18 protein-coding genes and 1 pseudogene are annotated in these 19,378 nt (G+C 67.5%); 10 read left to right on the top strand and 9 right to left on the bottom strand.

The window, feature by feature from the left end:
* The first annotated feature begins 95 nt into the window (after positions 1-95).
* Complete coding sequence (gene cra, locus ACFPU0_RS07215; RefSeq protein WP_377692164.1) at positions 96-1,076, top strand: catabolite repressor/activator; 981 nt, start codon at positions 96-98, stop codon at positions 1,074-1,076.
* A gap of 5 nt (positions 1,077-1,081) precedes the next feature.
* On the opposite strand, the gene ACFPU0_RS07220 is transcribed toward cra, so the two are convergent.
* From ACFPU0_RS07220 to ACFPU0_RS07235, 4 genes are all read right to left on the bottom strand, one after another.
* Positions 1,082-2,500, bottom strand: coding sequence for a homospermidine synthase (locus tag ACFPU0_RS07220; protein ID WP_377692165.1), 1,419 nt, complete (start codon positions 2,498-2,500; stop codon positions 1,082-1,084).
* A 119-nt stretch (positions 2,501-2,619) separates the two neighbouring features.
* Positions 2,620-3,570 carry a transcriptional regulator FeaR gene (gene feaR / locus ACFPU0_RS07225; RefSeq protein WP_377692167.1) on the bottom strand — a complete coding sequence of 317 codons (951 nt, stop codon included), beginning with the start codon at positions 3,568-3,570 and terminating at the stop codon, positions 2,620-2,622.
* 148 nt (positions 3,571-3,718) lie between these two features.
* Complete coding sequence (locus ACFPU0_RS07230) at positions 3,719-5,119, bottom strand: APC family permease (protein WP_377692168.1); 1,401 nt, start codon at positions 5,117-5,119, stop codon at positions 3,719-3,721.
* Positions 5,120-5,156: 37 nt separating this feature from the next.
* Positions 5,157-6,644, bottom strand: a complete 1,488-nt coding sequence (locus ACFPU0_RS07235) for an aldehyde dehydrogenase family protein (RefSeq protein ID WP_377692169.1) — start codon at positions 6,642-6,644, stop codon at positions 5,157-5,159.
* 258 nt (positions 6,645-6,902) lie between these two features.
* On the opposite strand from ACFPU0_RS07235, the gene ACFPU0_RS07240 reads away from it, so the two are divergent.
* The 4 genes from ACFPU0_RS07240 (at position 6,903) to ACFPU0_RS07255 (ending at position 10,178) form a co-directional block, all read left to right on the top strand.
* Complete coding sequence (locus tag ACFPU0_RS07240; RefSeq protein WP_377692170.1) at positions 6,903-7,628, top strand: acid phosphatase; 726 nt, start codon at positions 6,903-6,905, stop codon at positions 7,626-7,628.
* Between the two features lie 96 nt (positions 7,629-7,724).
* On the top strand, positions 7,725-8,375 hold the full coding sequence (locus ACFPU0_RS07245) for a helix-turn-helix transcriptional regulator (protein WP_377692172.1): 651 nt from the start codon (positions 7,725-7,727) through the stop codon (positions 8,373-8,375).
* Between the two features lie 208 nt (positions 8,376-8,583).
* Entirely contained in the window at positions 8,584-9,399 is an 816-nt protein-coding gene (locus ACFPU0_RS07250; protein ID WP_377692174.1) for a molybdenum cofactor biosynthesis F family protein, read from the top strand.
* On the top strand, positions 9,396-10,178 hold the full coding sequence (locus ACFPU0_RS07255) for an SDR family NAD(P)-dependent oxidoreductase (protein ID WP_377692176.1): 783 nt from the start codon (positions 9,396-9,398) through the stop codon (positions 10,176-10,178). Before ACFPU0_RS07250 ends, ACFPU0_RS07255 begins: the two co-directional genes overlap by 4 nt.
* 336 nt (positions 10,179-10,514) lie before the next feature.
* Here ACFPU0_RS07255 and ACFPU0_RS07260 read toward each other — a convergent pair whose 3' ends face one another.
* Positions 10,515-10,910, bottom strand: a complete 396-nt coding sequence (locus tag ACFPU0_RS07260; protein WP_377692178.1) for a type II toxin-antitoxin system VapC family toxin — start codon at positions 10,908-10,910, stop codon at positions 10,515-10,517.
* Positions 10,910-11,122 carry an AbrB/MazE/SpoVT family DNA-binding domain-containing protein gene (locus tag ACFPU0_RS07265; RefSeq protein ID WP_377692179.1) on the bottom strand — a complete coding sequence of 71 codons (213 nt, stop codon included), beginning with the start codon at positions 11,120-11,122 and terminating at the stop codon, positions 10,910-10,912. The genes ACFPU0_RS07260 and ACFPU0_RS07265 overlap by 1 nt, the downstream gene beginning before the upstream one ends.
* A 140-nt stretch (positions 11,123-11,262) precedes the next feature.
* Between ACFPU0_RS07265 and ACFPU0_RS07270 the strand changes: the two genes are divergently transcribed.
* From ACFPU0_RS07270 to ACFPU0_RS07285, 4 genes and pseudogenes are all read left to right on the top strand, one after another.
* Entirely contained in the window at positions 11,263-12,507 is a 1,245-nt protein-coding gene (locus ACFPU0_RS07270) for an MFS transporter (protein ID WP_377692181.1), read from the top strand.
* A 154-nt stretch (positions 12,508-12,661) separates the two neighbouring features.
* On the top strand, positions 12,662-13,960 hold the full coding sequence (locus ACFPU0_RS07275) for an NAD(P)/FAD-dependent oxidoreductase (protein ID WP_377692183.1): 1,299 nt from the start codon (positions 12,662-12,664) through the stop codon (positions 13,958-13,960).
* Positions 13,961-14,038: 78 nt separating this feature from the next.
* Positions 14,039-14,404 carry a cupin domain-containing protein gene (locus ACFPU0_RS07280; RefSeq protein WP_377692184.1) on the top strand — a complete coding sequence of 122 codons (366 nt, stop codon included), beginning with the start codon at positions 14,039-14,041 and terminating at the stop codon, positions 14,402-14,404.
* A gap of 41 nt (positions 14,405-14,445) precedes the next feature.
* Positions 14,446-14,679, top strand: a pseudogene (locus ACFPU0_RS07285) (class II histone deacetylase); the annotation flags it as partial.
* A 149-nt stretch (positions 14,680-14,828) separates the two neighbouring features.
* On the opposite strand, the gene ACFPU0_RS07290 reads toward ACFPU0_RS07285, so the two are convergent.
* The 3 genes from ACFPU0_RS07290 to ACFPU0_RS07300 are packed head-to-tail and all read right to left on the bottom strand — an operon-like array spanning position 14,829 to position 17,707.
* Entirely contained in the window at positions 14,829-16,151 is a 1,323-nt protein-coding gene (locus tag ACFPU0_RS07290) for a TRAP transporter large permease (protein ID WP_377692185.1), read from the bottom strand.
* On the bottom strand, positions 16,148-16,678 hold the full coding sequence (locus ACFPU0_RS07295; protein WP_377692186.1) for a TRAP transporter small permease: 531 nt from the start codon (positions 16,676-16,678) through the stop codon (positions 16,148-16,150). Before ACFPU0_RS07295 ends, ACFPU0_RS07290 begins: the two co-directional genes overlap by 4 nt.
* Positions 16,679-16,684: 6 nt before the next feature.
* Positions 16,685-17,707 (bottom strand): TRAP transporter substrate-binding protein, encoded by a 1,023-nt coding sequence (locus ACFPU0_RS07300; RefSeq protein ID WP_377692187.1) that lies wholly within the window; start codon positions 17,705-17,707, stop codon positions 16,685-16,687.
* A 380-nt stretch (positions 17,708-18,087) separates the two neighbouring features.
* Between ACFPU0_RS07300 and ACFPU0_RS07305 the strand changes: the two genes are divergently transcribed.
* The gene (locus tag ACFPU0_RS07305) at positions 18,088-19,335 is read left to right on the top strand and encodes an OprD family porin (protein ID WP_377692188.1); all 1,248 of its coding nucleotides are present in this window, start codon (positions 18,088-18,090) and stop codon (positions 19,333-19,335) included.
* Positions 19,336-19,378 lie beyond the last annotated feature (43 nt).

Consider the following 19,378-nt stretch of genomic DNA (forward strand, 5'->3'; position numbering starts at 1 on the left):
ATCGTTTCACTAAACTGAGCAGGCACGTTACTCGATAATCTTCGATTCTTGAAGCCCGTCCGATGAAACACATCCGCATAACAGGAGTCGTCAACTTGAAACTCAGCGATATCGCCCGCCTGGCCGGTGTCTCGGTGACCACGGCGAGCTACGTGATCAACGGCAAGGCCGAGCAGAAGCGCATCAGCCCGGCGACCGTCGAGCGTGTACGGGCGGTGGTGGATGAACACGGTTTCAAGCCCAACCCCCAGGCCGCCGGCCTGCGCAGCCGGCAGACGCGTACCCTGGGTTTCATCCTCCCGGACCTGGAAAACCCCAGCTACGCCCGCCTGGCCAAGCTGCTGGAACAGGGCGCACGGGCGCGGGGCTATCAGCTGCTGATTGCCAGTTCCGACGACGAGCCGGACAGCGAGCGGCAACTGCTCAAGCTGTTCCGCGCGCGGCGCTGCGACGCCCTGATAGTCGCCAGCTGCCTGCCAAAGGAGGACGACAGCCTGGAGCAATTGCTGGATGAAGGCCTGCCGGTGATCGCCGTGGACCGGGTGCGCGATCCACAGCGTTTCTGCTCGGTGGTCAGCGATGACCGCCTGGCCTGCCAGCAACTCACCCGCAGCCTGCTGAACCCCGCTCCCCGGCGCATCGCCCTGCTCGGCGCACGGCCCGACCTGCCCATCAGTGGCGAGCGCAGCGCCGGCTTCCACGACGCCCTGGCCGGGATGGAATGCGCGGTACTGGAAATCCAGGGCGAGGACTTCAGCCGCGAGTGCGGGCACCGCCTGATGGTCGACCTGCTGCAAAAGGGCGAGCTGCCGGACGCGCTCATCACCACCGCCTACGTATTGCTGGCCGGGGTCCTGGATGCATTGCGCGAGCAGGGCGACTGGCCGGCGGGCCTGCGCGTCGGCACCTTCGGCGATACCCAGTTGCTGGACTTCCTGCCGCTGCCGGTGAACTCCATGTACCAGCAGCACGAGTTGATCGCCGAACAGGTGCTGGGCCTGGCATTGAAGGCGGTGGAACAGGAGCAATACGAACCGGGCGTGCACGGCGTGGCGCGCAGGCTCAAGGAGCGTTGACGGTCCTAGGCGCGGAAGTTCACGAACTGCCAGGGGTCGTCGCGGTCCAGGGCTTCCGCCACCAGCCGTTCGCGGCCTTGCAGCGGGTTCCAGTCGCTGTAGATGCCGGTCACCTCACCCAGGTACGGCCGGGCCAGTTCCAGCAGCTCCGCGTAGGGCAACTCGTCCGGCTCGAGGATGCCGCGACGCGGGTTGCGCATGACCCAGACCACACCGGCCAGCACCGCGGCCGTCACCTGCAGGCTGGTGGCGTTGTTGTGCGGGCAGAGTTCCCGGGCCTGCTCGATGGATAACCGGGAGCCGAACCAGTAGGCCTGCCGGCCGTGGCCGAGCAGCAGCACGCCAAGGTCGTCCCGGCCGCCGCTGATGTCATCCATCAGCAGCCTGCCGTGGCGTTGCGGCTGCCAGTTGCGCGCCGTCAGTTCGCGCAGGGACAGCACCGCGTCGTCACAGGGCTGGTAGGCATAGAGCACCGTGGGCCGGTAGCGCGGCTGGCTGGCCGGCCCCAGGGTGAAGTAGTCGGACATGGAGATGGACTCGCCATGGGTGATCAGGTAACCGAGGGTGGGCCCGGTGGGCGTCCAGGTACGCACTTGGGTCGCCGCCCCGGGCCGGCGCAGGTAGATCGCCGACCGGCTACCGCTCTCGTGCTGGCAGCCATCCGGCGGCAGGCCCTTTTCATGGGTACCCCAGCCGAGTTCGGCAGGCTGGCAGGCTTCGTCGATGAAGCCGGTGATTGACCAGGTATTGACGAACTCGTCGTCCACCTTGCGGCGCGAGGACTGCTGGGTGTCCCGCTCGGCGATATGGATGCAGCGCACCCCCAGTTGCTCGGCGAGTGTCGCCCAGCCCTCACGCGTGGCGGGGGCCGACTGGGCATGGCCGCTGTCCGCCGCCAGGTTCAGCAGCGCCTGCTTGACCAGGTGCGACACCAGCCCCGGGTTGGCGCCGTGGGTCAGCACCGCGGTGGGGGCGTCGCCACCAGGACGGCGCAGCGCCAGCGCAGCCTCCCGCAAGGCGTGGTTGCTGCGCTGGGACAGCGTGCGTCGCGGGTCGGTGTAGCCGCCCGGCCAGGGTTCGATGCAGGTGTCCAGATAGAGGACGTCGCGCTCGCGGCAGAACTGGAGCAGTGCCTGGGTGGAAACGCCCACCGAGAGGTTGAGCAGGAAATCCCCGGCGCCCAGCAGCGGGTCGAGCAGTTCCCGGTAGTTGTCCGGCTCCAGCGCCAGGCGGAGGAAGCGCACGCCCTGGACCCCGGCGATGGTCCGGCCGGCCGGGTCCGGGCTCAGCACCAGCAGCCGTCCCGGGTCCAGCGCCAGGTGACGCAGCAGGAGGGGCAGCACACCTTGGCCGATGCAACCGAATCCCACCATGACCAGACGGCCATCGAAACGCTGGAGCAACTGCCGACTGTGCAAAGCCACACCTCCATTGCCAGGCCTGGAGGAATGATCGGGCCGCGGGCCCGATTTCCCATATCCCCTAACCCGAGCATAGCCGCGCCCACGTGCAACGAGAGACCGGGACGGATTCGCCGAGCCCATCAGCCCCCGAACGCGCTGGCGCGATATTCCCTGGGCGACTGCTCGAAGTGCTTCTTGAAGGTGCGGCTGAAATGCGCCGAGTCGGTGAAGCCCCAGCGAAAGGCGATATCGGTGATGGACTCGTTGCGCAGACGCGGATTGGACAGGTCGGCGGCGCTGCGCTTCAGGCGCGAGCGCTGGATGAAGCGGCAGACGCTGTCGCCCTGGTCCTCGAACAGGCGGTAGAGCTGGCGCACCGAGATATTCAGTTGCCGGGCCAGTGACAGAGGCGTCAGGCCCGGTTCGGACAGGGACTGGTCGATCAGTTGCTGCGCCAGGGCCCGCAGGCCGGCGTTGTGGCATTGGTCCTGCTCGCTGGCGGCCGGCCCGGCCTGCTGCCGCAGGGTCGGAGCCAGCAGTGCGATCAGCGCTTCCTGCAGGGCGTCGCCCTCCTCCAGGCCGGCGCAATGGTCCAGTTCGCCACCACAGATCTGCTCCACCAGGCTGCGCAGCACGCGGCCGCTGGCGCACTGCTGGGAGAGCTTGCCGAAGGTCGGCCGGCCCTCCGGCAGGTGGCGGCAGACGTCCTCGCGGGACAGGTGGAAGGAGGCGTGTTCGATCAGCCCGTGGGGGAGGATTTCGCAGGCCCTGGCCGAATCCATCAGGGCCATCTCGCCGGGCGCCAGTTCGACGCTCTCGCCGTTCTGCCGCAGCTGGGCGCGGCCGCTGCGCTGGACCACGAGGAAGCAGTGGCGGTCGTCGTCATGGTCGATGGAGGTGCGCTGGCGGCTGATGACCCCGGCGTTGGTGCGGATCTGCGCCACCTCCAGCCCGGACAGGTCCTGGCGGGCGATCTCGCCGATGAACAGGCCGGGGCTCAGCGCCGGACGCGACTCGAATCGACCGCAGACGCCTTGCAGCTCGCGGAGCCAGGAATCGAAATCATGGGAGCGGACAGCTTGGGAAACCATCGGACACCTCCAGGTGCGGGCTCGAACCCGCCTTGTCGTTATGGCGACATAATTAACATGTTAATCATGTCGCAACAAGCTGGATTCGCCTGAAGGTCGTGGAGAGGAAAAGGGCCGCATCGCGGCCCTTCGGACACTGCTCTGCGGCTCAGATTTCCGGCTCGAACAGCTTGCGCTTCATCACCAGTTTCACCCACAGCGCCGCGATCACCCCCACCACCAGCAACACGGCCCCGGTGAACAGGTAGACGGTCTGGGTCATCTCGGGCGACGGCGAGTTGTTCAGGGCGATGTAGCCCATGCCGAGGATGCCGACGATTTGCGGCAAGGGGTAGAAGGCCGACTTGAACGGTCGCGGCAGCTGCGGGTGGCGGCGGCGCAGGACGATCACGTCGAGGTGGGCGATGACGTACGCCAGCAGCCAACTGGTGGAGGCCGCGATCAGCAGGGTGATGATGGAGTCGGGCCCCATCAGCAGGAACGGCAGCGCGATGATCGCCGCGACGAAGACGATGGCCATCCAGGGCGTGCCGAAGCGCTTGTGCAGCACCTTCATCTGCGGGAACGCCTGGCCGTTCTCCGCCATGCCGCAGAGCATGCGAGGTACCGCCGCGAGCACGGTGTTGACCGTGCTGCAGGTGGCGGTCAGGGCCATCACCGTGGCGATGATCACCGCGCCCTTGCCGAATACCGCGAACACGTAATCCAGGTACGGCAGCGGCGAGGTGGTCAGGGTTTCCACCGAGAGGTAGCGGCTGGCGCCGATGCAGAACAGCACGAACAGGCTGAAGGTGATGGTCAGCGAGAGCATCATCGAACGCGGGATGTTGCGCTCCGGGCGGCGCACCTCGCCGATCAGCGGGCAGATGAACTCGGCGCCCACCAGCAGCCACATGGCCAGGGTCACCAGGCCGAAGAAGCTGCCGTCGAGGACGCCCGCCCAACCCCAGTCCACGTCCGCCACGAAGCCGGCCGCCGGCGGCTCGGCCAGCCCACCCACGGCACTGACGCCCACCAGCAGCAGGGCAGCCACCATGGCGAAGGTGAAGAGGTTCTGCACCCGCGCGAACACGTCGGTGCCGAGGATGTTCAGCAGCGTCAGCACGACGAGGATGCCCAGCGGCACCAGGGTGGCGGGGAAGACGCCGGGAAACAGCTTGGCGAGGATGGCGTCCACCAGCAGCAGCTCGGCGGAAAGGCCGAACATGGCGACTATCACGTAGCCGGCAAACACCGCGACTATGGCCGGAAAGTGGCCGAGGGCCTTCTGTGTGTAGGTGGCCAGGGTTCCAGCCTGGGGAAACATCAGCGCCAGTTCGGCGAAGCTCTGCACGTAGCACTGCGCCAGGATGAAGGCCACGGCGAAGGCGGCGAGGAAGCCCAGGCCACCGAGGCCCATGCCCTGCAGCGCCGACATCATCGCGCCCTGCACCACCACCACGCCGATGCAGATGGCGATCATGGTGGCGAAGCCGATGCCCTTCTTCGCCGGCCGTGCGGCATCGGCGGCAGCCGCCATGCCGAGGTCATTGGTCGAGGTCTTGTTCATTCTTGTATTCCTCACGGGGGATGCGGACAGGCGTCGCTCAATAGGCGATGCACACGGACTTGTTCTCGGTGAAGGCCTCGATGGCCGCATGGCCCATCTCGCGGCCGATGCCGGACTGCTTGAAGCCGCCGAAGGGCATGGAAGGGTCCAGCAGGTTGTGGGCGTTGACCCAGACGGTGCCGGCCTTCAGGCGCGGGATCAGGCCCATGACCTGCTTCAGGTCGTTGGACCAGATGCTCGCGGCCAGGCCATAGGGGCTGTCGTTGGCCAGGGCGACCACCTCGTCGAGCTCGTCGAAGGCGCTGGCCACCAGCACCGGGCCGAAGATTTCCTCGCGCACCACCTGCATCTCCGGGCGCACCTTGGCGATCACCGTCGGCTGGACGAAGAAGCCCCGTTCGCCGTGGGCCTCGCCGCCGCAGATGACGCTGGCGCCCTGGGCGCGGGCGCCATCGACCATGCCCAGCACGCGGCGCTGCTGTTTCGCGGAAATCAGCGGGGTGATCTGCGCCGCCGGGTCCAGGCCCGCGCCGATGCTGAGGCTGTTGGCGATGCCGTGCAGGCGTTCCAGCACCTGGTCGAAGGACTTGCGCTGCACATAGAGGCGCGAGCCGGCGGTGCAGACCTGGCCGTTGTTGAAGAAGATCGCTCCGGCGGCCCCGGCGGCGGCCTGGTCCAGGGAACTGTCGTCGAGCACGATCACCGGGCTCTTGCCACCCAGCTCCAGGGTGAAGCGGGTCATGTTCTCCAGCGCCGCGTGGCCGATCAGCTTGCCCACCGCCGTGGAGCCGGTGAAGGCCAGCTTGTCGATCCCCGGATGGGCCGCCAGGGCCGCGCCGGCCTCGGCGCCGACCCCGGTGACGATATTCACCACGCCGGCGGGGATGCCCGCCTCCAGGCACAGCTGGCACAGGCGCAGGGCGGTCAGCGGGGTCTCGTCGGCGGGCTTGAGCACCACCGTGCAGCCGCAGGCCAGCGCCGGCACTATCTTCCACAGCGCCATCAGCAGCGGGAAGTTCCAAGGCACCATGGCGCCCACCACGCCCACCGGCTCCGGCACCGTGTAGGCGCGGAACCTGCCGCCGGGAATGGCGCCGATGGAGACATCCAGGCTCTTGCCTTCGATCTTGGTGGCCCAGCCGGCCATGTAGCGCACGTATTCGACGCCCGCGCCCACCTCGATGGCCCGCGACAGGTTGATCGACTTGCCGTTGTTCAGGGTTTCCAGCTGCGCCAGTTCCTCGCCATGGGCTTCCAGCAGGTCGGCCAGCTTCAGCAACAGGCGCTCGCGGTCCGCCGGGCGCTGTGCCGCCCAGCTGCCCTCGAAGGCACGGCGGGCGGCGGCCACGGCCAGGTCCACATCTTGCGCGGCGGCAACGGCGACCCGCGCCAGTTCCTCGCCGGTGGCGGGGTTGAACACGGGCATCTCGGCGCCGGACAGTGCCGGACGCGCCTCCCCGTCGATCAGCAAGCCATGGCGGGCCTGGACGAAAGCCGCCGCGCGGGGGTCAAGGGCAATGCTCATCTCGATTCCTCTTCTCGCTCGGCCGCCGGGGCGACCGGGTATCTCGGATAGTCGAGAGGCACTCTGCGGCAAACCCGGCGGACGCTCTTGACCCTGCCTGCCGGGGGATTTGCCACTGGCTGCCAGGACCCCGGCAGGCAGAGACAACCGCCCGGGCAGGGAAAGACAAGCATCACCTCAGGGTTTGGCGGACAAGGGCGGTCGAGACGGCCTGGAACCACCGCCTCGCGCCCTACGACGACAATCAGGACCGTTGCCATGCAAAAGCCCTCACGAGCCCTGCTGTTCGGCCTCGCCCTGCTCCTTCCCGCGCTGGCCGCGCTGGCCGACCAGGCCAGCCCCTACCCGCCCTACCTCGCCGAAACCCGGCTGCAGCTGGCGGACTACCTGCCCCCGCCGCCTACCGCCGACTCGCCCGCCGCCCGCGCCGACCTCCAGGCCGTGCTCGACGCCCAGGCCGAGCGCGGCACCACACAGGTGAAGAAGGTGCAGGCCGACGACCAGTGGGAGGACGGCGTATTCCCCTTCGCCGCCGACCTGCTCGGCAAGGGCTTCGCGGCGGAGCGGCTGCCGCTGACCCGCGCCTTCTTCCGCCGCGCCCAGGAAGACCTGGTGCAGGTGCTGATGCCGGCCAAGCGGCACTTCGACCGGCCCCGCCCCTACGAAGCCGACGCCAGGGTGAAGCCCGTGCTGCCGCCGCCGGAAGGCGATTCCTACCCCAGCGGCCACAGCATGAACGCCTACCTCAACGCTACCCTGCTGGGCATGGCGGTGCCGGAGAAGCACACCGAGCTGTTCGAACGCGCACGGGAGCATGCCGGGAGCCGGGTGATCGCCGGCGTGCACTACCCCAGCGACCTGGAAGGCGGGCAGCTCGCCGCCACGGCGCTGGTGGCGAACCTGCTGGCGGACCCGCGGGCGGCCGCCGACTTCGCCCTGGTGCGGCAGGAAATACGCGCGGCGCTGGAATCGGCCGGGGATTAGGCAAGGTCAGGCAACCGGCCTGGCAGGGACGGACAAGACGTCCCCGGCCGGTTGTGTCAGGTGTAACGCGCTCATTCAACTTCCGGGAGCGTCGCCATGCATGGGGACTTCGGCCTGCACTGCCTGCACGCCTTCAGCCGGGTGGTCCCGGCATCCTGCTTCGCCTTCTACCGGGTCGATCCGCAGCTGCGCGCCCACGACTTCCAGCTGCTGCGCATGGACGCCCGCACCCACCGCGACTATATCGACCGCTACCGCGACCACGACCCGCTGCGGCCCGCCCTCTGCCAGGGCGAGCGCCGCGCCGTGGTGCCCCTGCGCGAAGCCATGGCGCGCCAGCCCGGCGACTCGCGGCGCATCTACCAGGGCTTCCTGGCCCGCCATGGCATCCGCGATGTGGTGGAAGTGATCGCCCATTCGGGCCAGCGGCCGGTGGCGGGCATCTCCCTGCTGCGCACCGGCGACCTCTTGCCTTTCGATGCCGAAGAACTGCAGCGCCTCGACGGTATGCGCGGCCTGCTCGACCTCGCCGTGCGCCAGTTGCCGGAGCTACGCGACGACAGCCTCACCGACCTCACCCCACGCGAACGGCAAATCGCCTTGCTGCTGCGCGAGGGCCTATCCAACAAGGAACTCGCCCGCCAGCTCGAAATGGGCCTGGCGACGGTGAAGACCCACCTCATCCATCTGTTCCGCAAGACCGGCGCGCGCAGCCGGACGGAGCTGGTGAGAAGGCTTTTCCCCTGATGCACAGACTGCTTTTGTAGGATGGGTAGAGCGGAGCGAAACCCATGCTGCTGAATTGATGGGTTTCGCAAGCTCGCGGAACGCCGCCCGACCCATCCTACGAACCTACGAACCTACGAACCTGCGAGGCCACCTCCACCTTCCGGTTGATACCGCCCCCGCCCCATCCGGCCGAGCATGGCGCCATCCCAACCCACGGAGATGAGCCATGACCACCCAACCCGAATGGATCACCGTCGGCGCCCTGGCCGACGGTTTCGCCCCGGCAGCCTTCACCCTGCCCAACCTGGCGGACCTCGCCGGCCGCACCCTCACCCTGCACTTCGCCAACGGCTGGCGGATCGATCACCGCTTCGGCGCCGAGCAGCTCGCCTGGACGTTGCAGGACGGCAGCGGCGGCGAGGCGCCCTACCGCGCCACCTCGGTGCGCGAAGGCCTGTACCTGGTGGATTTCCTCAAACAGGAAGACGGCCGCACGGTATCGGTGAGCCTGGTGCTGGATGTCGCCAACGCCGCCTTCACCGCCGTGCTCGGGCGCATGCCCAGCGAAGCGGAGTGCCGCGGCGACCTGTTCGGCAGGGCGCTGGCCGGTGGCGAGCTGACCTCGGTGAAGGCGGAATTCCTCCATGGCAGCCTCAACCGCCCCTGGTACGAAGGCGCCTGCCCCCACGCGCCGAGCCGCGAGCTGGTGGGCCTGCGCAACCTCTACCGCTACAGCCCCAGCGAGGTCTACGAGCACCTCTACCTCAACGAGAACTTCTACAGCTGGCAGTGCCTCAAGGGCGTCGAGCAGGGCCTGGCGGACACCGACCGTTGCCATACCTACAAGATCGCCGATGCGCTCTACCTCTTCGTCTGGCGCGAGAAGATCATCCCCACCCTCGGCGTGGTACTGATCGACCTGCGGAACCATCGCAGCGACGGCAAGATCTGCGGCCATGCCGGCGGCGACTTCGGCCAGTTGTCGAACTTCCCGGTCAGTTCCCATTGCAGCGTGCTGAATCGCACGGAGTACCCGCTGTGAAGGGCCGCACCGTGCTCATCACCGGCGCCGGCAGCGGCATAGGCGCAGCCTGTGCCCGACGGTTGGCGGCGGAAGGTGCCAACCTGGTGCTGGTGGGGCGCCGGCGCGAGCCGCTGGAGGCGGTGTCGCGCGATACCGGCGGCCTGGTGCTCTGCGGGGACGCCGCCAGCAGCGCCGACTGGGCCCGCTTCATCCCGACCATCCGCGAGCGCTTCGGCGGCCTAGATGGAGTGATCGCCAACGCCGGCGGTCACGGCCTGGGCAGCGCCACCCAGACCTCGGACGACGACTGGCAGGCCGCCATGCGCGCCAACCTGGACAGCGCCTTCCACACCGCCCGCGCCTGCCTGCCGCTGCTGGCGGAGCGGCGCGGCGCCCTGGTGCTGATGGCTTCCATCGCCGCCCTGGCGGCCGGCGAAGGCGTGTGCGGCTACACCACCGCCAAGCACGCCCTGATCGGTCTCACCCGCTCCCTGGCGCGGGACTATGGCCCGCAAGGCGTGCGGGTGAACGCCGTCTGCCCCGGCTGGGTGCGCACGCCCATGGCCGACGCCGAGATACAGCCCTTGATGGAGCGCCATGGGGAAAGCCTGGACGCGGCCTATGCGCGGGTCACCGCCGAGGTGCCATTGCGCCGTCCGGCCAACCCGGAGGAAATCGCCAGCGCCTGCCGCTTCCTGCTCTCGGACGAAGCCTCGATCATCACCGGCGCCAACCTGGTGGCCGATGGCGGGTCGAGCATCGTGGACGTGCCGACACTGGCGTTCGGGCGGATGTGAGGCGCCACCTTGTAGGAGCGAATTCATTCGCGAAAGGGACGGAGTCGCGCCGACGGAACCGTCCATGGGGCCGCTTCGCGCCCCTTTTTCGAATGAATTCGAACCCACAGAAAAGCCAGGCCCGATGGCACATCTTGTGGGAGCGAATTCATTCGCGAAAGGGACGGAGTCGCGCCGACGGAACCGTCCATGGGGCCGCTTCGCGCCCCTTTTTCGAATGAATTCGAACCCACAGAAAAGCCAGGCCCGATGGCACATCTTGTGGGGGCGAATTCATTCGCGAAGCGGGACGAAGTCCCGCCTATGGAAACTCCCCCGGGGCCGCAAACGGCGGCCCTAGCTTTTCGGGCTCTTGCTGAAGAACACCACCCCGGGCAGCCCCTGGAAATGCGCATCGCAGGTCAGCAATTCCGCTCCCCACTGCCGCGCGGTCGCATAGACCACCGCGTCAGCGGTCGCCAGACGGTATTGGCGATGCAGGTCCGCAGCCAACAGTGCGATACGGGTATCCAATGCCGCCACCTGGCATTTCTCCGTGTAGGCGATCACCCGGTCGGCCTCGTCTTCGCCCACTTCGCGCATCAGCCATCTGGCAAGTTCCAACTGCACCATGGTCGGCACGATGCACCTGTCCCGCTCGGGAAACTCCTGGCGCAAGCGCTGGCCCAACTCGCTCCCCAGCAGCCATTCGATCCAGACGGAGGTATCCACCACCCTCGGTGCTGCCGCCATCAGACGCGATCCTTCCTGTCGCGGTACTCCTCTGCGCGGGCTCCCTTGGCAATTCCCATGAGCTCGTCCAACTCAGGTACCGGCATCACCAGCACCCCCTTGCCCTTGGGAATGAAGACGAATTCCTGCCCTGCTTCCCAGTGCAGCTCATCGCGCACGGCCTTGGGGATGGATATCTGGAACTTGCTGGAAAGGGTGGCGGTAGCGGGCATTTCATACCTCGGCGCAGTCGATCGATGCACAGTAAGAATGCACTATAACTCCACCGCTTCCCTGCCAGGCAGTCCGACCCCCATGTCACCTCCAGAAACAAGTTAAGATATTAATCTTCACCCCGATCCGTAACCTCCCGATGTCCAATCCCCGACCCTGGCCCGCCGCCATCCGCGCCCTGCGCCACCGCAACTTCCGCCTCTACTTCGCCGGCCAGGCCGTTTCCACCCTGGGCAGCTGGCTGCAGCAGGTGGCGCTGGCCTGGCTGATCTACCGCCTCACCGGCTCGGCGGCGCTGCTGGGCATCACCACCTTCGCCTCGTTGCTGCCGCAGTTGCTGGTGGGCCCGCTGGCCGGGGCCTGGATCGACCGCCACGACAAGCGCCGCCTGCTGATCGGTGTGCAGGGCCTGCTCGGCCTGCAGGCCGTGGCCCTGGCGGGGCTGACGGCGACCGGGCTGATCGGCCCGGCGCTGATCGTCGCCATGGCCGCCCTGCTCGGCGTGCTCAACGCCTTCGACACGCCTCTGCGCCAATCCTTGCTGAGCCAGTTCGTCAGCGGCCGGGAGGACCTGCCCAACGCCCTGGCGCTGAACGCCATGCTGTTCAACTGCTCGCGCTTCATCGGCCCACCGCTGGCCGGCGTGCTGCTGGGCTTCACCAGCGAGGCCGCCTGCTTCGCCCTCAACGCCCTCTCCTACCTGGGCCTGGCCACCGGGCTGCTGGTGATCCGCATGGCCCCCACGCCGCGTGCCCAGGGTTCCACCGGCGACGTGTTCCGCGAGGGCCTGCGCTACATCGCCGGCCGCCCGCCGATCCGCCTGATGATGACCAGCGTGCTGGTGGTCAACCTCACCGCCTCCAGCTACGCGGTGCTGCTGCCGGTGTTCGCCAAGGACATCTTCGCCGGCGACGCGCGCACCCTCGGCTGGCTATGGGGCGCCGCCGGCCTGGGCTCGCTGCTGGGCACGGCGTTCCTCGCCAACCGCCACGCGCTGCCGGGGCTGGTGAACGGCATCATGGCCTGCGCCCTGGCCGCTGGCGCCGGCTTGCTGGCCTTCGCCGCCAGCGAACAGCTCGCCCTGTCGCTGCTGGCCATGGCCGTGCTCGGCTTCGCCATCACCAACTGCAACGTGGGCACCAACATCCTCCTGCAGAGCCTGGCGCCGGAGCACCTGCGCGGCCGCGTGGTGGCGCTCTACACCTCGACGCGCTTCGGCTTCGACGCCATCGGCGGGCTGCTCGCGGGGGTGCTCGCCGAGCGCTTCGGCGCGCCCGTCGCCATGGCCTGCGCCGGCGTGCTGCTGCTCGGCTACTGCGCCTGGCTGCTGCCGCGCCAGCGCCTGCTGGGCCGGGACGTCGCCAACACGCCGGCGCCCGACTGACGGCCGCCATCGCCTGCATTACCGGGGGCGCCTTGTCAGCCCCGGACAAGAATCCAGGCAGCCTGGATCAAGACAGCGACTGCCGCGCCGGCCCCTAATAGGTTCATTCGCGCGGCACCCACCGCCCCTTTCCACCCGGTTCCAGGCTGCAGTCATGATCAATATCGAGACCCCCACCTACTACACCGCGACCAAGAAATACGATCTCTCCTTCCCCTCCCTGGAGACGGACCTGGAGGCCGACGTCGTCGTCATCGGCGGCGGCTTCTCCGGCATCAACACGGCCCTGGAACTGGCCGAGAAAGGCATCACCAATATCGTCGTGCTGGAGGCGCGCTACCTGGGCTTCGGCGGCACCGGGCGCAACGGCGGGCAGATCATGGCCGGCATCGGCCACGACCTGGACAAGATCCGCAAGGATGTCGGCGAGGACGGCCTGCGCTCCATCTTCGAGATCAGCGACCTGGGCGCCGACATCATCAAGGGCCGCATCCGCAAGTACGACATCGACGCCGACTTCTGCCATGGCTACGGCTACATGGGCTTCAACGCGCGCCAGGCGAAGACCCTGCGCACCTGGGAGAAGGAATTCAAGTCGCTCGGTTCGCAGCATGAGATCCGCTACCTGGACGGCTCCGAGGTACGCCAGATCATCGGCTCCGACGCTTACTCCAGCGCCCTGCTGCACATGGGCGGCGGCCATGTGCACTCGCTCAACCTGCTGCTCGGCGAGGCCAAGGCCCTGGCCAGCCACGGGGTGAAGATATTCGAGTACAGCCCGGCGCTGGACGTCAGCTACGGCGAACGCATCAGCGTGCGCACCGCCAAGGGCTCGGTGAAGGCGAGCAAACTGCTCTGGGCCTGCGACAGCTTCCTCAACAAGCTGGAGCCCGAGCTGCACAAGAGCACGATCAACACCTATGCCTTCCAGATGATGACCGAGCCGCTGTCGGACGAGCTGATCCAGCGCATCAGCCCTATCCGCGGCGCCTACAGCGATATCCGCCCGGTCATCGACTACTACCGGGTGACCCGGGAGAACCGCCTGCTGTTCGGCTCCGCCACGCCCTTCATCGAGCACCTGCCGGGAGACCTCAAGGCCTGGAACCGCGCCTTGATGCTGAAGATCTTCCCCTACCTGGAGAACGTGAAGATCGACCTCGCCTGGGGTGGCCCGATGGCCTGCAGCCCCAACCTCTTCCCGCAGATCGGCACCCTGCCCGGCCGCCCCAACGCCTTCTTCGTGCAGGGCTACTCGGGTTTCGGCGTCACCCCCAGCCACATCATCTGCAAGGTGCTGGCCGAGGGCATGAGCGAAGGCTCGGCGCGCTACGACCTGATCAGCTCGGTAAAACGCATCCGCATCCATGGCAAGGACCGGATTCGTCCGCTGCTGCTCAGCGCCGGCAAGACCTGGCACCAGGTATCCGGCTACTGGAACGGCCGCCGCTGACAAGGATCGGCGCGGCGCCCCGTCACGGCCCCGCGCCATGGAACTGCTTCATCACCCACGCCAACAGGAGAACCATCCATGGCACTCACGCCCATCAAGCACGGCATCACCCTCGACGAACTGGACGCCTGGGGTAGCGTCGCCGACCTCGGCTCGGAAATCCTCGAAGGCGAGGTCCGCGCTTTCGGCAAGATGACCGCCGGCGCTCCCACCGACCCGGTCAGCGCGGCCTACTTCGGCACCACCAAAGGCAGGTTCCGCATGGTTTACCCGTTCAACGAACAGGCCACCGTGGTCAGCGGCGAGCTGCGCCTGACCGACGAATCCACCGGCCAGAGCCAGCTGTACCGGACCGGCGACACCTGGTTCGTGACCAAGGGCACCCCGGTGCTCTGGGAAGTGCTCAGCGACAGTTTCGTGAAGCACTATTACGCGGTGGCCTGAGTCTCTCCTACCAAGCCGCATCGAGCTCACCCGCAGGGTGCGCTGCCCCACGCCTATGCCGGGGCCGCCTGGTGCCGGTCCACGAAGGCGGCTACGCCGAAGCCTACGTGCCCTTCTGCGGCCTGGCGGTGATGGAGGAACTGTCGGGCATCCGCACCGAGGTTCAGGGCCCGCTCTGCGACTTCATCGGCCTGCAGCAGCCGGGCGCGCCGCAGCGCCGGCTGCAGAGCGAGTTGATCGGGGAAATGGTGGAGGCGTTCGGCCTGGCTTCGTAGGTTGCGGCCAAGCGCAGCGAAGCCCAACGTCGATGGCAGATCCAGGCCACCGGGCGTTGGGCTTCGCTGCGCTCTGCCCAACCTACGACCTGGAGCCGTAGGGTGGGTCACGCTTCACCGCCCCACCATCGGGGCTGGCCCGCGATGGGTCAGAGGCTGAGCAGCCACAGGCAGATGCCGGGGAAGGCCACCAGCAGGACGATGCGCACCAGGTCCGAGGCGAGGAACGGCAGCACGCCCTTGGCCGTCTCCAGGTAGGGCACGTCCCGCGCCACCTTGTTGACGATGAACAGGTTCATCCCCAGCGGCGGGTGGATCAGGCCGATCTCCACCACCATCAGCGCGAGGATGCCGAACCAGATGGACTTCTGCACTTCGCTCATGCCGTAGAAATCCAGGCCCATGATCACCGGGTAGAAGATCGGGATGGTCAGCAGGATCATCGCCAGGGAATCCATCACGCAGCCCAGCAGCAGGTAGAGCAGGAGGATGGTGCAGAGCACCAGCATGGGCGCCAGGCCGCTCTGCTTGACCCAGTCGGCCAGCTCGGTGGGCATCTGGGTCAGGGCCAGGCCGGAATTGAGCAGGTCGGCGCCGAGCAGCACGAGGAAGATCATCGCCGTGGTCTCGGCGGTGCCCAGCAGGCTCTGGCGCAGACCCTCGGTGCGCATGCCGCCCTGGAACACCGCCAGCAGGCCGCAGGCCGCCGCGCCAATGGAGGCCGCCTCGGTGGGGTTGGCCCAGCCGCCGTAGATGCCGACGATCACCACCAGGAACACCCCCAGCACCGGCAGCACCTGGAGGAAGGCCTTGAAGCGTTCGGCGGCGCCGACCGCTTCGGCGCGACTGTGGCCTTGCGGCTCGCGCGCCACCATCAGGCGCACCACGACGAGGTAGCCCAGCGCCGCCAGCAGGCCCGGCACCACGGCGGCGACGAACAGCTTGGCGATGGATTCCTGGGTCAGCACCGCGTAGATGATCAGCGGCACCGACGGCGGGATGAGGATGCCCAGGGTGCCGCCCGCCGCCACCGTGGCGGTGGCCAGGCGGCCGGAGTAGTTGTGCCGGCGCAGTTCCGGCAGCGCCACCTGGCTCATGGTGGCGGAGGTGGCGAGCGACGAACCGCAGATGGCGCCGAAGCCGGCGCAGGCACCGATGGCGGACATGCCGAGGCCGCCGCGCAGGTGGCCGACGAAGGCCGCCGCACAGCGGAAGATGGCCTTGGACAGGCCGCCGTGGGTGGCGAACTGGCCCATCAGCACGAACAGCGGGATCACCGCCAGGTCGTAGTTGGACAGGCGTGACCAGGCCAGGTTGTTGAGGCTGAACAGCAGCGCCGAGAGGTCGCCGTCGTTCACCGCGAGGAAGCACAGGGCGCCGCCCACCATCATGGTCAGGCCGATGTGCACGCGCAGCACCAGCAGGGTGAAGGTGGCGGCCAGCGCCAGCAGGCCGAGACTGAGACCGCTCATGGACGTTGCTCCCGGGCGAGGCAGTGGAGGGTTCGGGCAGCGGCGGCGACCGCCAGCAGCAGGAGGCTGGGCACTATGCCCAGCAGGGGCATCCACAGGGGCACCGAGAGCAGCGTCGAGACCTCGCCGTACTCATGGCTTTCCAGCGCCTGCAACCCGGTGCGCCAGGCCAGCAACAGCGCCGCCAGCAGGCACAGCAGGTGGGCGAAGGCGTCCAGCCAGGCCTGGAGCCGCCGCGGCAGTTTCAGGGTGAAGGCATCCACCTTGATGTGCTGCCCGCGCAGCTCGCACAGCGGCAGGAACGCGGCGATGGCGACCGCCGCGCCGATCTCCACCAGCTCGATATCACCCTGAATGGGGGTGGCGAACAGCTTGCGGCCGATGATCGACACCAGGGACATGGCCACTAGCGCCAGTAGGAGGAAGCCCCCGCCCAGGGCGAAACCCTGGGCGGTGCGCAGCAGCGCGCGACTGGCCAGGCCGGCCCCCTCGGCAGGGGCGGCATCGAAGGACAAGGACTCGTTCATGGTCGGTCACCGGGCGCTGGTGGAGAGCGTGCGGGCGCCTTCCAGCAGCGCCTTGCCGTCGAGTCCCTTCTGCGTGGCGGCGGCGGCCCAGGCATCGGCCACCGGCGCGGCGGCCTGGCGCATGGCCGCGTAGGCCGGCTCGTCGATGGGAACCATCTGTTCGGCCGGGGTGGCGGCGCGGGCCTTGTCGAGGAAGGCGTCCCAGGCGCTGGCGAAGCGTTCGTTGAGAGCCGGGCCGCTGTTGCGCTCGAGGATGGCGCGCAGGTCCTCGGGCAGGCTGTTGAACCTGCGTTCGTTCATCAGCATCGCCAGCACCGTGTAGGAGAGGGCCGGCTGGCCGGCGGGAATTGCCGAATGATGGTCGGTGACCTCGTCCAGCTTGGTCGGCGGCACCACTTCCCAGGAAGCCAGCGCGCCATCCACCACGCCCTTGGAGATGGACTCGGTCATCTGCGCCGGCGGCATGCTCACCGGGGTGGCGCCGAGGGCTTCCACCAGCTTGGCGGCGGTGCGGCTGGAGGCGCGCAGCTTGAGGTCCTTCAGGTCGGCGAGGCTGGCCACCGCCTTGCCACGGGTGTGGATGTCCATGCCGCCGTCGCCATGGATGGACAGCACCTTGTAGCCCTTGAAGTCGTCCCGGGCGTACTGCTCGTAGTAGCGCCAGATGATCGGGTTACTGGCCCTGGCACCCGCCGGCAGCATGAAGGGCAGCTCCATGGCCTCGATGCGCGGGAACTTGCCCGCCGAGTAGGCCGGCGCGGTCCAGACGATATCGGCGATGCCGTTGCGCGCCATGTCGGCCAGCTTCGCCGGGGTGCCGCCCAGTTGCATCGAGGGATAGAGCTGGCATTTCAGACGCCCGGCGGACTCGTCGCCGAGCTGCTGGCACCAGGGTTCGATGATGTTGCGCTGGGCGTTGGAGTTGGCGGGGAGGAAGTGCGCCACCTTGAGCGTGTAAGAGGTTTCCGCGATGGCCGCACCGCAGGTGCAGGCGGCAGCGAAGAGGACGGCGAGCTTGGACATCTTCATGGGGTGAGCCTCGTTGTTCTTGTACTCGTGTGAGCCACCCAACCCCGCAACGCAGCATCGGCGGCCCGGATCTCGTTAACAGATTCAAGATCTCGTTAACACATTAACTTTTAAAATGAAGCTGTCAACCACAGACAAATCCCGCCGGCCCACTCAAATCGGCTTTCCGTTGCCCAAATAAAGCAATAAATACTTTAAATATCAGATAGTTAATAAAATAATGACTTTCCGCAAAAACCACCAAACGGCTGGTCATCTGGCAGGGAAACACAAAAAACAGTTTGTTAAGATATTAATCAAATGCTAACAATCTGCGCCTCCAGCGAGAGGACCAGAGCCCTCGCTGGGGTTCCCGAAACGGCCTCCTGGAGACAAGAACAATGATCAGGACCCCACTGCAACGCACTTGCGATATTCCCTTCCTCACCCTGCTGGCGCTGCTCTGCAGCGCTCCCGCATCCGCCGATCTGGTGGGTGACAGCAAGGCCAGCCTCGAGCTGCGCAACGTCTACATCAACCGCGACTTCCGCCAGGACGGAGCGCCCCAGTCCAAGGCGGCGGAATGGGGCCAGGGCTTCATCGCCCGCTTCGAGTCCGGCTTCACCGAAGGCACGCTCGGCGTCGGCCTGGACGCCCTGGGCGAACTGGGGGTGAAACTGGATTCCAACCGCGACCGCCGTGGTACCGGCCTGCTGCCCTTCGGCCCCACCAGCAAGGAGCCGGTGGACGACTACAGCGAACTGGGACTGACCGCCAAGGTGCGCGCGTCGAAGAGCACCCTGCGGGTCGGCACCCTGCTGCCCACGCTGCCGGTGGCCATGTACAACGACACCCGCCTGCTGCCCTCGACCTTCAGCGGCGGCATGCTCACCAGCCAGGAGATCGACGGCCTGACCCTGAATGCCGGGCGCCTCACCGAAACCAACCTGCGCGATTCCTCCAGCCGCGACGACATCGGCTTCGCCGGGCAGACCAGCGACCGCTTCGACTTCGCCGGCGGGACTTGGGCGGTCAACCCCAACCTCGCCCTCACCGCCTACAGCTCGGAGCTGCAGGACATCTACCGCCAGCACTTCGCCGGCCTGGTGCACAGCCTGCCCCTGGGCGAAGGCCTGGGCCTGAAGACCGACCTGCGCTACTTCGATAGCCGCGACAGCGGTTCGGCCAAGGCCGGACGGGTGGACAACCGCAACTTCAACGGCATGCTCAGCCTCACCGCCGGCGCCCAGCGTTTCTCGGCGGCCTGGCAGCGGCTGTCCGGCGACAGCGCCTTCCCCTTCCTTACCGGCGGCGATCCCTACGTGGTCAACCTGGTGACCTTCAACACCTTCACCAAGGTCGAGGAAGACTCCTGGCAGCTGCGCTACGACTACGATTTCGCCAGCCTGGGGATTCCGGGGCTGAGCTTCATGACCCGCTACGTCAGCGGTGACGGGGTGAAACAGGGCGCGGTGCGCGACGGCCGCGAGTGGGAGCGCGACACCGACCTCGCCTACGTGGTGCAGAGCGGCCCGCTGCGCGGCTTCAACGTCCGCCTGCGCAACGTCACCTTCCGTTCGGGCGACGGGCTGACCCAGGATATCGACGAGAACCGCGTCATCCTCGGGTATACGCTGGCGCTGTGGTAGGCAACAGCCCTCTCCCCCTGAAGAGGAGAGGGGTGACGCTCGG

It is taken from the genome of Pseudomonas sp. GCM10022186 (assembly GCF_042656385.1).
Classification (GTDB): domain Bacteria; phylum Pseudomonadota; class Gammaproteobacteria; order Pseudomonadales; family Pseudomonadaceae; genus Metapseudomonas.

Excerpts from the sequence above, each read along its gene's own strand:
- ACFPU0_RS07290 (WP_377692185.1), bottom strand. The coding sequence starts at position 16,151 with ATGAGCGGTCTCAGTCTCGGCCTGCTGGCGCTGGCCGCCACCTTCACC.
- ACFPU0_RS07280 (WP_377692184.1), top strand. The coding sequence starts at position 14,039 with ATGGCACTCACGCCCATCAAGCACGGCATCACCCTCGACGAACTGGAC.
- ACFPU0_RS07240 (WP_377692170.1), top strand. The coding sequence starts at position 6,903 with ATGCAAAAGCCCTCACGAGCCCTGCTGTTCGGCCTCGCCCTGCTCCTT.
- ACFPU0_RS07265 (WP_377692179.1), bottom strand. The coding sequence starts at position 11,122 with ATGCCCGCTACCGCCACCCTTTCCAGCAAGTTCCAGATATCCATCCCC.
- ACFPU0_RS07305 (WP_377692188.1), top strand. The coding sequence starts at position 18,088 with ATGATCAGGACCCCACTGCAACGCACTTGCGATATTCCCTTCCTCACC.
- ACFPU0_RS07260 (WP_377692178.1), bottom strand. The coding sequence starts at position 10,910 with ATGGCGGCAGCACCGAGGGTGGTGGATACCTCCGTCTGGATCGAATGG.
- ACFPU0_RS07230 (WP_377692168.1), bottom strand. The coding sequence starts at position 5,119 with ATGAACAAGACCTCGACCAATGACCTCGGCATGGCGGCTGCCGCCGAT.
- ACFPU0_RS07245 (WP_377692172.1), top strand. The coding sequence starts at position 7,725 with ATGCATGGGGACTTCGGCCTGCACTGCCTGCACGCCTTCAGCCGGGTG.
- feaR (WP_377692167.1), bottom strand. The coding sequence starts at position 3,570 with ATGGTTTCCCAAGCTGTCCGCTCCCATGATTTCGATTCCTGGCTCCGC.
- ACFPU0_RS07300 (WP_377692187.1), bottom strand. The coding sequence starts at position 17,707 with ATGAAGATGTCCAAGCTCGCCGTCCTCTTCGCTGCCGCCTGCACCTGC.
- ACFPU0_RS07235 (WP_377692169.1), bottom strand. The coding sequence starts at position 6,644 with ATGAGCATTGCCCTTGACCCCCGCGCGGCGGCTTTCGTCCAGGCCCGC.
- ACFPU0_RS07295 (WP_377692186.1), bottom strand. The coding sequence starts at position 16,678 with ATGAACGAGTCCTTGTCCTTCGATGCCGCCCCTGCCGAGGGGGCCGGC.
- ACFPU0_RS07250 (WP_377692174.1), top strand. The coding sequence starts at position 8,584 with ATGACCACCCAACCCGAATGGATCACCGTCGGCGCCCTGGCCGACGGT.
- ACFPU0_RS07270 (WP_377692181.1), top strand. The coding sequence starts at position 11,263 with ATGTCCAATCCCCGACCCTGGCCCGCCGCCATCCGCGCCCTGCGCCAC.
- ACFPU0_RS07275 (WP_377692183.1), top strand. The coding sequence starts at position 12,662 with ATGATCAATATCGAGACCCCCACCTACTACACCGCGACCAAGAAATAC.